A 13,225-nucleotide genomic window follows, 5' to 3' on the forward strand; every position below is an offset into this window, starting at 1 on the left:
GTCAGGTCAGGTGCTGCTCCAGCTCGTCGGTCATGCGGGTGAACTCGGTGACCAGGTCGACGTTGTAGCGGTTCGCCAGGACCAGGACCGACCACAGGCAGTCGGCCAGCTCGTGGCCCAGGCGGGCGTCAGCGTCGGGAATCTCGCGGCGGCCGTCGACGGCCATGACCAGTTTGGCCAGGTCACCCACGTCGCCCACGAAGCCCAGGGCCAGGTCGCCCGTGGTCCAGGCGCCGCGGCCGGCGGTGGTGTTGTGGTGGTCGTACAGGGCGGCTATGGCCACGGCCCGGGACTGGAGCTGTTCGAGATCCATTGTCCCAACCTAGGCGTCCGTCAGATCGAGGTGACTGCTGCCGGGCTTGATGGCCCTCACGCCAGGTCGGTGTGGGCGATGACGTTCAGCAGCGGGGCGCCGGAGACGTACCGGCGGAGGTTTGTCAGGAAGAGGTCCCAGATCCGCTGCTGATACCACGGGCTCTGCGAGGAGCCGGAGATGTGGGCGGTGACGATGGTGTTCGGGAGGTCCCAGAACGGGTCGTCGGGCGGCATCGGCTGGCGGTAGTGGTCGTCCAGGGCGGCGCCGCCCAGGTGGCCCGACCGTAGGGCGTCGAGCAGCGGCTGCTCCTCGACCACGCCGGCTCGGGCCGGGTTCAGCAGCAGGGCGCCGGTCGGGAGTTGGGCCAGGGCCTCGGCGTCGACGAGGCCCCGGGTCTGCGGGGTCAGCGGGGTTGTGACGATCAGCGCGTCCAGGGTTCCGTAGAACTCGGCGCGGGCGGTCATGTCGAAGGACCTGGTGACCGCGGGTGGCGCAGTGCCGCGGTTGAAGGGGTCGTAGCGCGGGCCGCGGTCGTGGATGCCGGCCCGGGTCATGGTCCAGACTTCCAGGCCCATGGCGGTGCAGTGCCTGGCTACCTCGCGGCCGATGTTGCCGAAGCCCAGGATGCCCACGCGGCGGCCGGCCAGCTCGCGCTGGAAGACGGGGCTGCGGTCCCAGCGGCGGGTCCGCTGCGCGGTGAGCATGGCCGGGAGGTCGCGGGACAGCGCCAGCAGCATCATGATGCACCACTCGGCTATCGGCTTGTCCTGGACGCCGCTCGCGTTCGTCGCCACCGTGTCCGGTCGGATCACGCCCTCCAGCTGGGCGTAGCCGTGGGAGCCCAGCTGGACCCAGCGCAGGTGCGACAGGCCCGGCGGGCACCGGTCGGCGAAGAGGACTGTCGCCGTCGGGTCGATCGGCGAGCCCGGGGACGCGCAGGTGATCCGGGCGTCCGGGGCGATCGAGCGGACCGGCGGCACGTGCTCAGAGGCGCCCGGCTGGGCCAGGACGATGTGCATGCAGTCAGCTCCGCATCAGTTGGCCACGGTGCGGGTGCCGGCGATGCGCACACCCGACACCGTGTATGGAACGCCGTTCCATGTCAAGCGTAACGCACGAACGCCTGCGTGGTGAGCATGACCAGGCGGGTGTTCGCCACCGCGGCGGCCTCGGCGGTGAGCTCGGGCCGGGCGCAGGCGACGCGGCCGCCGTCGCGGACGAACCACCAGTCCTCCTTGAGGTCGCCGGTGACGAAGACGAGCCAGGGGGCGGTGCGGCGGCGGGCCTCGTCGAGGGTCTGCAGCCAGATCAGGTAGTCGCCCTCCGGCCGGGCCTTCTCGGCGTCCAGGTATCCGGGCGGGAGGCCCGCCGCGATCCGGCGACGGGCCTCGGCCTGCGCGGCCTCCAGCTCGTCGGCGGCCGGGCCCCGGCCGACCTTCCCGTCGAGGAGGGCCTGGAACCGGTGCAGGATCGCGTCGTCGTCGGTCAGGCCGTGCCGGGAGCGCAGCGCCTCGACCGCCGTCGCCAGCGGAGTCAGGGCGTCGGCGACCAGGTCCTGCAGTGCGTCGCGCTCGGCCGGTTCGAGGCCGGTGCGGAAGGCCAGGTAGCGGATGCGGCTCTGCAGGTCCGGCTCGAGCAGGTCGCGGTAGTCGGCCACGGTGTCGAGGACCTGCTCGTAGGCGGCGGCGTGGTCGGCGCTGACCGTGAACCGGTTCGCGTGGAACTCGAGCGCGGCCTGGTGCGGGACGAACGCGCGGTCGCCCAGGCGCTCGATCGCGGTGAACAGCAGAGCCCGGGCGTCCGGGGCGAAGCGGTACGCGCTCAGGAGCACGTTGGAGTCGAGCGCCACGAGGCCCGTGGTGAAGGCGGTGGCGATGTCGGCGTCGGCGGGCGGCAGGTAGTGACCGAACTGGTCGCTGAATCCCAGAGGCACATCGACGGATGGTAGATACTGACGCGATGTTCGTCATCGACGCGGGCTCGGCGGTGCCGCCCTACGAGCAGCTGCGCCTCCAGGTCGCCGCGGCGATCCGGGACCGCTCGCTCGCGGTGGGGACCCGGCTGCCGACGATCCGCAGCCTGGCCGGCGACCTGGGGCTGGCCGTGAACACCGTGGCCCGGGCCTACCGGGAGCTGGAGGACGCCGGGCTCATCGAGACGCGCGGGCGGGCCGGGTCATACGTGACCGCGGCCGGGCAGGCGGCGCTGGAGCGGGTGCGCCGGGCCGCCGAGGACTACGCGGCGGTGGTGGCCGCCTCCGGGATCGAGGCCGAGGAAGGGCTCCGGATCGCGGAGGCAGCACTCACCAGAAAACACTGAGCAGCACCTACGAGACGATCGCCATCGACGGCAGCAGCAGCTTCACCTGGATGACCGCGGCCGAGGGCTCCATGGCGCTGAACATGAAGGCCAGCAGCGCGTCGGTGCCGACCCAGGCGCAGATCGACAGGGTCACCCCGCTGGAGTCGGTCTTCTGGCACTCGGCCTTGCCGCCCAGCTTGCCCGGGTCGACCGGGGTCTTGTCGCTGCCGGAGCCGCCGAGCTCCTTGAACGCGCCGTCGAAGAAGTCCTTGAGCTGCTTGTCCGGGCCGCCGACGCTGAACGCCGAGCCGGTGCCGCCCCACACGATGACCACGTGCGACGTCTTGGCGCTGTCCTGGTACTGCGCGGCGAACGGGTTCTTGATCCCCGCGTCCTCCATCTGCTTGCTCATGTCCTTGGCCTGATCCTGGTTCGCCTGCTTCTTCCAGGTGCTGATCGTGGCCGGAGCGGTGAGCGTGACCTTCGGGCCCGCCGGGGCGCCGGTGGTCTTCGTGGCGCCCGCCGAGGTGCCCGGCTTCGGGGCCGTGGAGGCGGAGGAGCCGGCGGTCGGGGTGGTCTTGTCGTCGTCCTTGGAGCTCGTCACGTACCAGACCGCGCCGGCACCACCGCAGAGGACGAGCACGAGCCCGCCGATGATCAGGCCGAGCGTGAGCCCGTTGCCCTTCTTCGGCGGCGGCGTGTAGGCCGGCTGGGGCGCGTAGCCCGGCTGGCCGTACTGGTCCTGGCCGTAGCCGGGCTGCTGGTACGGCACGCCCGAGGCCGGCTGGCCGTAGCCCGGCTGGCCCGAGACCGGCTGGGCGTAGGGGTCCTGGCCGTAGCCGGGCTGCTGGCCGTAGGACGGCTGCTGCGGCTGGCCGTACCCCTGGTCATATGAGGGCGGCTGCTGCCCGTAGCCCTGGTCGTACGAGGGCTGCTGCTGGCCGTACCCCTGGTCGTACGACGGCGGCTGCTGGCCGTACGACGGCGGTTGCTGTCCGTAAGGAGGTTGCTGACCGTACTGCGGCTGCTGGCCATAGGGGTCATAGTTCGGCTGGGGTGCGTACGGGTCAGACATGAGAGCTCCTCGGCCCGAGGGAAGACCCGCGCGAGCATAGTCGGTCCTCGCTACACGTGGTGTCTGATACCGGGCGATCCGCATCACCCGTGAACGCTCAGTTTCGCTGCGTGACCGCCGATCGTCTTACCTGTGTGGCGCGCGGCGGTCCGGCCCCTGATCCACGCGCGGGACCGCGTGGCGGCGACTCGGGCGGTGGCGTACTTCCTCATGGCCGGCGGCTCCGTCGTCGGCACGTGCGCGCTGCTGGTGCCGGGGTTCGCCGGCGGCACCGTGGCCGGCCTGCTGATCACCGAGGCGGTGGCCGGGGCCATGGTGGCGGCCGGGGCGCTGTGCCGGCTGCGGCCGCAGCGGGTGCCGGAGGCGTTCTGGGTCCTCGTGCCGTTCATAGCGGTACTGCTGATCGGCGGCCTGAACCTCCTGACGCGGGACGTGTCCGTCAGCGGACACCTGTACTTCCTCTGGCCCCTCCTCTACGCCGCGACGTTCGTCCGCCGAGACTTCATGTACCTCCTGCTCGCCACGGCCAGCGCGACGGACGCCGCCGTGACGTTCGCCATCCAGCCCGACGCCAAGTCGGCCACCGACATCGCCGCGCTGGTGAGCGCCTACACGGTGTCAACGGTCGTCGTGTCGAAGCTGCGCGGCCGCTCCGAGGCGCTCGTCGCCCGGCTGGAGGAGCAGGCGCTCACCGACCCGCTCACCGGCGTGCCCAACCGCCGCGGCTTCGACATCGAGCTGACCCGGGCCCTGAGCGACGGCGGGGAGCACTGCCTGCTCATCGTCGACGTCGACCACTTCAAGACCATCAACGACACCTGGGGCCACGGCACCGGCGACGCCGTGCTCGTCCGCGTGGCGGCGGCGCTGCGGGCGGCGGCCCGGCCCGGCGACTGCCCGGCCCGGCTCGGCGGGGACGAGTTCGCGGTGCTGGTGGCCGGGGACGAGGAGCGCGCCCGCGCGGTCGCGGCCGAGGTGCGCGCGGCGGTGGCCCGGGCCTCGGACCTGCCCGACGGCCTGCCGACGCTCAGCATCGGGCTGGCCTCGACCGCCGACCGGGCCGGCACCGATGCGGAGGCGCTGCTCGCGGCGGCCGACCGGGCGCTCTACGACGCCAAGATGCAGGGCCGGGACCGGGTGTCCTCCAGCCGTGGAGAAAGGCGCATGACGACGGAAAGTCTGAGAAAAGGCTGAATTTTCTCGGTTTCTGGTTACTTAAAGTAGTGGTGGGTAAACATAGGGTGACTGCTGTCGAGAGACCAACGGGGGTTTCACCCAATGCCTGCCAGCAAAAGCAAACGGCGCCTGCCGATTGCGGTTGGGGCCGCTAGCTTCCTCGCCGTGCTCACCGCCGGCGTCATCAACGTCACCAGCGCCGACGCTCAGACCGTGAACGGCGGGGCGCGCGCGGCCGAGACGATGACGCCCGATCCGGACCTGAGCGCCTGGACGACCAACTACCCGGGCGCGCCGACCACGCCGCCGTGCCCGACCGACACCTTCGGCAACCCCGGCCAGCCCGGCCAGATGGGCCAGCCCGGCCAGACAGGGCAGCCGGGTCAGACGGGGCAGCCGGTCATCGTGCCGCCGACCGGGGCCCAGCCGAGCGCGTCGGTGATCATTCCGCCGGACATGTTCGGCACCCCGACCGGCGCGGCCACCATCCCGCCGCCGATCCAGCCGACGATCGAGGCGCAGAAGGCCGACCCGACGCCGACCGACCAGTTCGGCAACCCGATGCCGGCGCCGACCGACACGTTCGCACCGCCGCTGCCCTCGGACACCATGAGCCCGACGCCGGCGCCGACCGACACATTCGGCAACCCGATGCCGGCCCCGACCGACACGTTCGCACCACCGCTGCCCTCGGACACGATGGGGGCCACGCCGACGCCCACTGACACGATGGGCGCGACACCGACGCCCACTGACACGATGGGCGCCACGCCGACGCCGAGCTGCACCACCCCGGCGCCGACGCCCACTGACACGTTCGGCAACCCGATGCCGACCGACACGATGACCCCGATGCCGACGGACACCATGAGCCCGGCACCCGCACCGACCGACACGTCGGGCAGCCCGATGCCGCAGCCGACCGACACGTTCGGCAACCCGATGCCAGCCCCGACCGACACGGCCAACCCGATGCCGATGCCGACGGACATCAACGGCAATCCGATGCCGATGCCCACGGCCTCCGCCAACACGTTCAACACGCCGCCGGCCCCGATGCCGACGATCACGTACACCGAACGCGGCCGCTGATCACAGGCGGTAGTCAGGGGCGGGTCCGGTGAGCGGGCCCGCCCTCCGCGTTCGCTGATATTGTCACGCGATGTTGACGGGGACGGCCGATCAGGACGACACGACCGCACCGGCCACCAAGGGCAGGATCGTGACCCAGCGTCGCAGCGCGGAGACCAGCACGACCGAGAGCACCGAAACCGGGACGAACACCGCGGCCGGCGCCGGCAACGGGCGCCGGGCGGACCTGCTCGCACTGGGCAGCTACCTGCTTGGCGCGCTGTTCATCGTGTCGCCGATCCTGGCCCACTACGGCAGGCGGATGCCGGTCTCTCCCGGCGACCGGGCCCAGGCCGAGTACTTCCTCGCCTGGGCGGCCCGCGCGGTGTCGCACGGCGAGAACCCGCTGCGGATCATGCAGTACAACTTCCCGTTCGGCGTCAACGGCATGGCCAACACGACGGTGCTGGGCTTCGGCATCCCGCTCTCGCCGCTCACCATGCTCTTCGGTGCGCAGTTCACCTTCGACCTGCTGATCGTCCTCGGCATCGCCGGCACCGCGACCGCCTGGTACTGGCTGCTCTCCCGCCACCTGGTCACCAGCCGCACCGCCGCGTGGGTGGGCGGTCTGGTCGGCGGGTTCGCGCCCACCGTCGCCTCGCACGCGAGCTACCACACGAATCTCGTCGCGCAGTTCCTGGTACCACTGCTGGCTTGGCGCGTGTTCAAGATGCTCGAAGGGCGCCCACTGCGCAACGGGCTCATCCTCGCCGCCCTGGTCGTCTACCAGGTCTTCATCAACGAGGAGACGCTGTTCCTGGTGGCGCTGGGGATCGGCCTCGTGCTGGTGCTCTACGCGGCGCAGCGCCGCGACCGGGTGCGGGCCGCGATCCGGCCGCTCGCCGCCGGCCTGGGTGTGACGGCGGGCGCGTCGCTGATCGTGCTGGCGTACCCGCTGTACTTCCAGTTCTTCGGCCCGATGAGCTATCGCGGCGGCGAGGAGTACATGACCACGTTCCGCATGGACGTGCTCGGCCTCACCTCGTACGGCAGCAACAGCGTGGCCGAGCGGCTGCGCCGGTTCGGTGAGCCCCCGGCACCGCTCGGCGCGGAGGAGCACGGCTTCCTCGGCTGGGGCCTGGTGCTGCTGCTGGCCGCCCTGGTCGTCTGGCAGTGGCGCAGCGTGCTGATCCGCAGTCTGGCCGCCACCGGCCTGGTCTTCCAGGTGCTGGCCTGGGGTAATCCGCTGCAGTTCCAGGGCCGCGACACGCGCGTGTGGGGCCCGTTCGCGCTGCTGCAGCACCTGCCGCTGTTCGACACGCTGCTGCCGACCCGGCTCGGCGAGGTGACCAACTGGGCGGCCGTGCCGATCCTGGCCCTCGGCCTGCAGCGCCTGCTCGACCGCGAGACCTCCGACGTGCGCACGAAGCGGCTGTTCCTGGTCACCGCGCTCGCGGCCGCGCTGGTCCCGGCCGCACCGATGCCGATCAAGGTGGTGAACCGGACGCCGATTCCGGCATTCGTGTCGTCGGGGGCGTGGCAGCAGTACGTCGGCCCGGACCGCTCGGTGCTCATCGTGCCGCTGCCGGACTGGAGCTTCCCCACGGGGATCTTCTGGGCCTCCGCGACACAGGCCGACATGCCGATTTCGCATGGGTACTTCCTGGGCCCGGACGGCGGCGTGGACGGCCACCACGCCTTCGTCGGCCCGGTCCCGCGCCCGACGGACAAGCTGTTCACGGACGCCACCTACTACGGCCGGACCCCCCTGGTCACCGAGGCGGACCGCGCCCAGGCCCGGGCCGACCTCGCGTACTGGCGCACCTCGCTGATCCTGGCCCCGGCCGAGCCGAAGTGGGCTGCGGTGCGCACGACGCTCACCGACCTGTTCGGACCCGGAACGTTCACCGGCGGTCTCTGGCTGTGGGACACACGTAACATCGAGTGATGACGATCGAGATCGCCCGCGTGTGAGGCGCGTGCTGGCGGTGCCGGCCGCCCGGACGTACCTGTTCGGGCAGACCGTGTCGCTGCTCGGCGACTCGACTCTCTGGCTCGCGACGAGCGTGTGGGTCAAGACGCTCACCGGCAGCAACGCCGCCGCCGGGCTGGTGTTCTTCTGCTTCACCGGCCCCGCTCTGCTCGGCCCTCTGGCCGGCGCGCTCGTCGACCGGTTCCCGCGGCGCGCCCTGCTGATCTGGGCCAACGCGGGGGCCGCGGCCGCCGTCCTGCCGCTGCTGGCGGTCGACGGGCCCGGGCGGGTGTGGCTGGTGTACCTGTCCATGGCGCTCTGCGGCGCGGCGTACACGCTGCTCACGCCGGCCCAGTCCGCCCTGCTGGTCTCGATCGTCCCCGGCGACCTGCTGGCCGACGCCAACGGCCTGCTGCGCACCGCCCAGGAGACCCTGCGCCTGGTCGGCCCGCTGCTCGGGGCCGGCCTGTTCGTGGTGGCGGGGCCGAAGGTGGCGGTCCTCGTCGACGCGGCCAGCTATGCGGTGCCGATCGCCTGCCTGCTGCGGTTGAAGGTCAGCGAGCCGCGGGCCCGGCCGATCGCCGGCGAGGGCGGCGGCCTGCGGTTCATCGCCCGCTCCCCGCGCCTGCGCCCGGTGGTGCTGGCGGCCGCGTGCGCGCTGTGCGTGTTCGGGTTCAGCGAGACCACCGTGTTCGCGGTCGCCGGCCAGGGCCTGCACCGCTCCCCCGCGTTCGTCGGCGTGCTCGCCGCCGTGCAGGGCGCCGGGGCGCTGGTGGGCGGCCCGAGCGCCGCGCCGCTGGTCCGCCGGCTCGGCGAGGCCCGGCTGATGGCGACCGGCATGCTGTTCGGCGCGGCCGGGGCGCTGCTGCAGGCGGTGCCGGCCCACGCGGCGGTCCTGCCCGGGGCCGCACTGTTCGGCATCAGCCTGCCGTGGCTGGCGGTCGGGTTCACCACCCGCCTCCAGCGCGCCACCCCGGCCCGGCTGCAGGGCCGGGTCTTCGCCGCCGCGACCATGGCGGTGACGGTGCCGCAGACCGGCTCGATAGCGCTCGGGGCCGCCCTGATCGCCGGGGCCGGCTACCAGGCGCTGCTCGCCGCCATCGCCGTGGTCCTCGTGGCCTGCGCGGTCTACCTCTTCGTGCAGCGGGCCGAGCGCCCGGCCGCCGCCCGCCCGCCCAGCGGCCTCCCGAGCGAGGTCAGCCCGTGATGCCGGGTCCGGTCAGCCCATGACCCGGGCGCCGTACGTCGTCGCCACCGACATCAGCGCCCGGGCGGTGCGGGCCCGGCGCAGGTCGGCCGCGCTGAGCGCCCGCCAGTCCGGCGGCAGCGCGTGCAGCTGGGCGACGGTCATCGGCAGCGCGGCCAGGCTGAGCCGGGTCAGCTCGCCCGCGTGCGGTGCGGCGGCCCGCGGGGTCAGGCTGCGCACGAACCACATCCAGCGCCACACCCACTCCTCGCGCGGCCAGGCCCCGGCGTCACCGGCCCGGTCCAGCAGCCACAGCTCCAGCCCGGCCCAGTCGGCCGCGCGCTGCGGGTCGCCGAAGCGCAGGGTGGTCAGCGGATGCACCAGGGAGGTCCACCAGTCGGCCGCCTCGGCGGTGTCGGGGACCCGGTCGGCCAGCCACTCGGCCCGCTCGACCCGGGTCAGCGGCAGCATGTAGTCGAGGCTCTCGCAGACCGCCCGCCAGCGGGACTCGGGCAGGGCCGGAAGCTCCGGGACGGGCCAGACCGGCGCGGCGATCGCGATGGCGGTGCCGTCCCCGTCCACGGTGATCGTCGAGCCGCTCAGCGGGGCCTTCAGCGTCAGGTCGTCGGTGCCGGCCCGCGCGGGCGGCAGCGGCACGACCGCCTGGCCCACCCGGCGCAGCTCCTCCTGCAGGTCATCGAGGCGGACGCGGGCCGGCAGGCGGTCCGCCCGCACCACCAGGAACCGGCCCTGCCAGGGCTCGTCCGGGCCGAGCCGCTCGTAGTGGCACTCGACAGGGCCGAAGTCCCGGTACATCCCGTCCGGGCCGGTGTGCTCGGTGAACTCGGCGCCGAGCGTCGAGGCGAGCGCGTGGATCGGCGCGTCGGCGCTCAGCCCCTGCACTCGGGCGGTGGCGAGCGCCTCCGCACACAGCTCCAGCGGGTCGGGCGGTGCGCTCATCGCGCCCCGCCCGCGACTGTCGGGATGTTGTCGAGATCGAAGATCGCCAGCGCCACGCCAGCGATCGTACGCACCCGTGCAAAGCCCCGCCGGACGCTTGCTGAACACGGCTTATGCCCGCCACATGGCGTTTTGGCACCTAGCCGATGCGGTAGCTCTCCCCGTACACCTTCCACGTCAGCGGCGTGTGCAGGTCGAGGTTGCCCTGCTGGAGGAACTGGCGCTGGGCGGTGTCCACCCGGCTGGTGTCGCTGTGGGCCGCCTCGGTGCGCATCGCGGCCGCGCGGGCGTCGAGGAAGGCGGTGAGGTACGCGCTCTCGCTGCCGCCCTGAGCCGGCGGCTTGGCCTTGGCCATCGCGGCCTTGCGGATGCCGCCGAAGCTGTCCGCGTCCGGGCCCGGGCCGTGCATGACCATGGCGTCGTAGTACGCGAACTGGCCGAGCGCGCCGACGCCGTCCGCCTTGGCCTGGGCGACGGCCGGGTTGAAGTAGACCCGGTCGCGCTCGTCGTCCTGGGCCTTCGTGAACTGCGGGTCGGCCGCGGCCTTGGCCCAGGCGGCCGGGAAGCCGTCGAGGCCGGCGTGGGAAGCGCTGCCGTTGACCTTGCGCAGGGCCGGGAGGAACGGGGCGAGCGGGTTGCCGGGCACGCGCTGGGTGTACGCCTCCACCAGGTCCAGCATATCGCCGGTGCCGGAGCAGAAGCCGATGATCCCGGCGGTGTAGCCGCGGCCGTCGCCGATGTCCTCGATGTACTTGTACTGGGCCTTCCAGTCCAGGCTCGAGTTCTCCGCCGACGAGACGAGCTGCATCGCGATGTCCTTCTTGGCCGGATCGGCCAGGCCCGTCCCGGCGCCGGAGCCGGTGGGCGTCGCGGTCCTCGTCGTCGCGGCCGACCTCGACGGCCGGGGTACGTCGGAGCCGATCACGAGCGGGGCCTGGGAAGCGCGGCCCGGTTTGCGGGCCGACGGCGGGTCGCCGGCGGTCGGCCCGGTCCCGTACACCTCGAAGTCAAAGATCGAATACCCCCATTTGGTACCGCGAGCACTCCCGTACATCCGCACGAACCGACCCTCGCCGGAGAGCCGGGTCAGGTCATCGGTGCCGCCGTCGCCGGACGTCGTACCGTAGATCGTCTTCCAGTTCTCGCCGTCCGGCGACGTCTGGATCTCGTACGCCTTCCCGTACGCGGTCTCCCAGCGCAGCCGCACCCGCGTCACGGGGTGCACGGCGCCGAGGTCGACGGCGATCCACTGCGGATCGACGCCCTCCTCGCTGCCCCAGCGGGTCCGGCCGTCACCGTCGACGGCGTTCCCGGCGCTCAGCTCCTCCGACTCGACCGACGACGCCGTCGCGGGACGCCCCTGCGACAGCAGCGTGTCGGTGGCCGCCTCGGCGCCCACGTTCGCCCAGACGACAAGCGGTATCGCCATGAGTGCCCCGGCGGCGGCCAGCGCCCCGATCAACCTGCGAGATACGTGCACTCCGGGATAGGACCATGCGTGATGGCCCGCTGACAGCGCGCTAAAGCCGGATCTAAGAAAAGCCTCAGGCCGCCCCTTCCCGATCGGGTGACGGCGCTAAGGAACGAGAAGATTGCGGAGGGCCGGGCCGAGTGCGGGGTGCTTGAAGTCGAACCCGGCTTCCAGCAGCCGCCGCGGGATGCAGCGGCGGCCGGTCAGCGCGAGGGCCGGGTCGGTGCGCAGGACGAGCGCGCCGAGCCGGACGGCAGCGGCCGGGGTCGGCGGGGCGGGCGGGCGGCGCAGCACCGCGCGCAGGGTGCTCATCAGCTCGGTGTTGCGAACCGGGTTGGGCCCTGTCACGTGCACGATCCCGCTCATCGAGGCATCCGTGAGCACGTGACGTACGACCGCCAGGAAATCGGCGATGTGTATCCAGCTGATCCACTGCTGCCCGGTGCCCACCCGGCCGCCCAGCCCCCAGCGGACCAGCCCGGCCAGGCGGTCCAGGGCCGGGGTGCCGCGGTCCAGGACGATGCCGGTGCGCAGCATCGCCTGGCGGGTGCCGACGATCGCGCGGTGGAAGGTGGCCGCCTCGGTCAGGGCCGCGGCCGACTCCCAGGCCTGGGCCACGCCGGCCATCTGCGGCGGCCCGTCGGCCGGCTCGGCGTCCTCGTCCAGCTCGGCCTCGCCGGCGTCACCGTAGATGGCCAGGGTGCTCGCCTGCAGCCAGACCGCGGGCGGCTCGGCCAGGACGGCGGCCGCCTCCACGAGCGCGCAGGTGGGCCGGACCCGGGACAGCCGCAGCAGCTCGATGTTCTTCGCCGTGGGGCGGCGGTCGACGAGCTCGCCGGCCAGGTTGATCACGGCGGCCCCGGAGAGCTCGGCCGCCCAGTCCTCGACCGTGGCGCCGTCCCACTCGACCTGGCGGTGCGGGACGTCTCGGCGCCATCGGCGGGTCAGGATGACGATCTCATCCCCGCGCTCGGCCAGATCGGCCGCGATCCGGCGCCCGAGAGCGCCCGTCCCCCCGGCCAGCACGATCTTCACTTCGCTTTTGTACCAGCCGATAGGCACATCGACCACGACCCCGTGCGCGGGCCGCGAGATCAGCCCGCCAATCCCTTCAGCAGCAGGTTGGTGAACGCATCGACCACCTGCTCGTCGGTGTAAGGACCATCCGGCGGCAGCGCGTAGCTCACCAGGGCCAGCATCGCGCCCATGCCGGCGGCGAGCAGCTCCGGCTCCCCCGGCACCGCCCGCCCCTGCTCGCGCAGCCACTCCAGGTGCTCGCGCAGCATCCCGGTCTGCTCGCTGAGGTCACGCCAGGCCCGCCCGGACGCCGGGTCGTCGGCCACCATCGACTGGAACATCGCCACCTGGATCGCGCGGTGCTGGCGCATGACGCCCCAGGCGATCTCCAGGTGCGCGTGCAGCTGGGCCCGGTCGGTCAGGTCGTGCTCGCGCGGGTGCTCCCGCGCGGCCAGGCGCTCGTCGGCCGCGTCCTCGATGTCGCCGAGCAGCGCCCGCAGCAGCTCCTCCTTGTCCGCGAAGTGCTCGTAGAACGAGCCCGTCGAGCGGCCGGCGGCGGCGGTGATGTCGGTGATCTTCGTGTTCAGGTAGCCGCGCTCACCGAACAGCGTGCGGGCCGCATCCAGCAGCGCGGCCCGGGTCTGGGCGGCCTTGGCCTTACGTACGCCGGGCGTCATGCC

13 protein-coding genes are annotated in these 13,225 nt (G+C 72.6%); 5 read left to right on the forward strand and 8 right to left on the reverse strand.

The features are described 5' to 3' along the window. Position 1: 1 nt before the first annotated feature. The 3 genes from Dvina_RS42870 to Dvina_RS42880 all read right to left on the reverse strand — a co-directional run bounded on the left by Dvina_RS42870 (position 2) and on the right by Dvina_RS42880 (position 2,249). Positions 2-313 (reverse strand): nucleoside triphosphate pyrophosphohydrolase family protein, encoded by a 312-nt coding sequence (locus Dvina_RS42870; protein ID WP_223096352.1) that lies wholly within the window; start codon positions 311-313, stop codon positions 2-4. Positions 314-369: 56 nt separating this feature from the next. Then, positions 370-1,335, reverse strand: coding sequence for a D-2-hydroxyacid dehydrogenase (locus tag Dvina_RS42875; protein WP_223096354.1), 966 nt, complete (start codon positions 1,333-1,335; stop codon positions 370-372). A gap of 83 nt (positions 1,336-1,418) precedes the next feature. Beyond that, complete coding sequence (locus Dvina_RS42880) at positions 1,419-2,249, reverse strand: PIN-like domain-containing protein (protein ID WP_223096366.1); 831 nt, start codon at positions 2,247-2,249, stop codon at positions 1,419-1,421. Between the two features lie 26 nt (positions 2,250-2,275). Here Dvina_RS42880 and Dvina_RS42885 point away from each other — a divergent pair, with 26 nt between their 5' ends. Then, positions 2,276-2,635, forward strand: coding sequence for a GntR family transcriptional regulator (locus tag Dvina_RS42885; protein ID WP_223096368.1), 360 nt, complete (start codon positions 2,276-2,278; stop codon positions 2,633-2,635). 7 nt (positions 2,636-2,642) lie between these two features. On the opposite strand, the gene Dvina_RS42890 is transcribed toward Dvina_RS42885, so the two are convergent. Continuing rightward, positions 2,643-3,692: a hypothetical protein gene (locus tag Dvina_RS42890; protein ID WP_223096370.1), complete on the reverse strand. Its 1,050-nt coding sequence runs from the start codon at positions 3,690-3,692 to the stop codon at positions 2,643-2,645. Positions 3,693-3,824: 132 nt separating this feature from the next. On the opposite strand from Dvina_RS42890, the gene Dvina_RS42895 reads away from it, so the two are divergent. From Dvina_RS42895 to Dvina_RS42910, 4 genes are all read left to right on the forward strand, one after another. Next, a complete protein-coding gene (locus Dvina_RS42895) occupies positions 3,825-4,886 on the forward strand; it encodes a GGDEF domain-containing protein (protein WP_223096372.1) in 1,062 nt (353 codons plus the stop codon). Between the two features lie 147 nt (positions 4,887-5,033). Beyond that, a complete protein-coding gene (locus tag Dvina_RS42900) occupies positions 5,034-5,960 on the forward strand; it encodes a hypothetical protein (RefSeq protein WP_223096384.1) in 927 nt (308 codons plus the stop codon). Positions 5,961-6,030: 70 nt separating this feature from the next. Further along, positions 6,031-7,887, forward strand: coding sequence for a DUF6311 domain-containing protein (locus Dvina_RS42905; RefSeq protein ID WP_223096386.1), 1,857 nt, complete (start codon positions 6,031-6,033; stop codon positions 7,885-7,887). Between the two features lie 22 nt (positions 7,888-7,909). Next, the gene (locus Dvina_RS42910; RefSeq protein WP_223096397.1) at positions 7,910-9,118 is read left to right on the forward strand and encodes an MFS transporter; all 1,209 of its coding nucleotides are present in this window, start codon (positions 7,910-7,912) and stop codon (positions 9,116-9,118) included. A 12-nt stretch (positions 9,119-9,130) separates the two neighbouring features. Here Dvina_RS42910 and Dvina_RS42915 read toward each other — a convergent pair whose 3' ends face one another. The 4 genes from Dvina_RS42915 to Dvina_RS42930 form a co-directional block, all read right to left on the reverse strand. Then, complete coding sequence (locus Dvina_RS42915) at positions 9,131-10,057, reverse strand: hypothetical protein (RefSeq protein ID WP_223096399.1); 927 nt, start codon at positions 10,055-10,057, stop codon at positions 9,131-9,133. Between the two features lie 139 nt (positions 10,058-10,196). Continuing rightward, on the reverse strand, positions 10,197-11,537 hold the full coding sequence (locus Dvina_RS42920) for a chitosanase (protein ID WP_246655690.1): 1,341 nt from the start codon (positions 11,535-11,537) through the stop codon (positions 10,197-10,199). Positions 11,538-11,633: 96 nt separating this feature from the next. Further along, positions 11,634-12,563 carry a TIGR01777 family oxidoreductase gene (locus tag Dvina_RS42925; RefSeq protein ID WP_223096401.1) on the reverse strand — a complete coding sequence of 310 codons (930 nt, stop codon included), beginning with the start codon at positions 12,561-12,563 and terminating at the stop codon, positions 11,634-11,636. 59 nt (positions 12,564-12,622) lie between these two features. Then, positions 12,623-13,222 carry a TetR/AcrR family transcriptional regulator gene (locus Dvina_RS42930; RefSeq protein ID WP_223096403.1) on the reverse strand — a complete coding sequence of 200 codons (600 nt, stop codon included), beginning with the start codon at positions 13,220-13,222 and terminating at the stop codon, positions 12,623-12,625. Positions 13,223-13,225: the final 3 nt, after the last annotated feature.

Origin of the sequence: Dactylosporangium vinaceum, from assembly GCF_019904175.1 — a bacterium.
Taxonomy (GTDB): Bacteria; Actinomycetota; Actinomycetes; order Mycobacteriales; family Micromonosporaceae; genus Dactylosporangium; species Dactylosporangium vinaceum.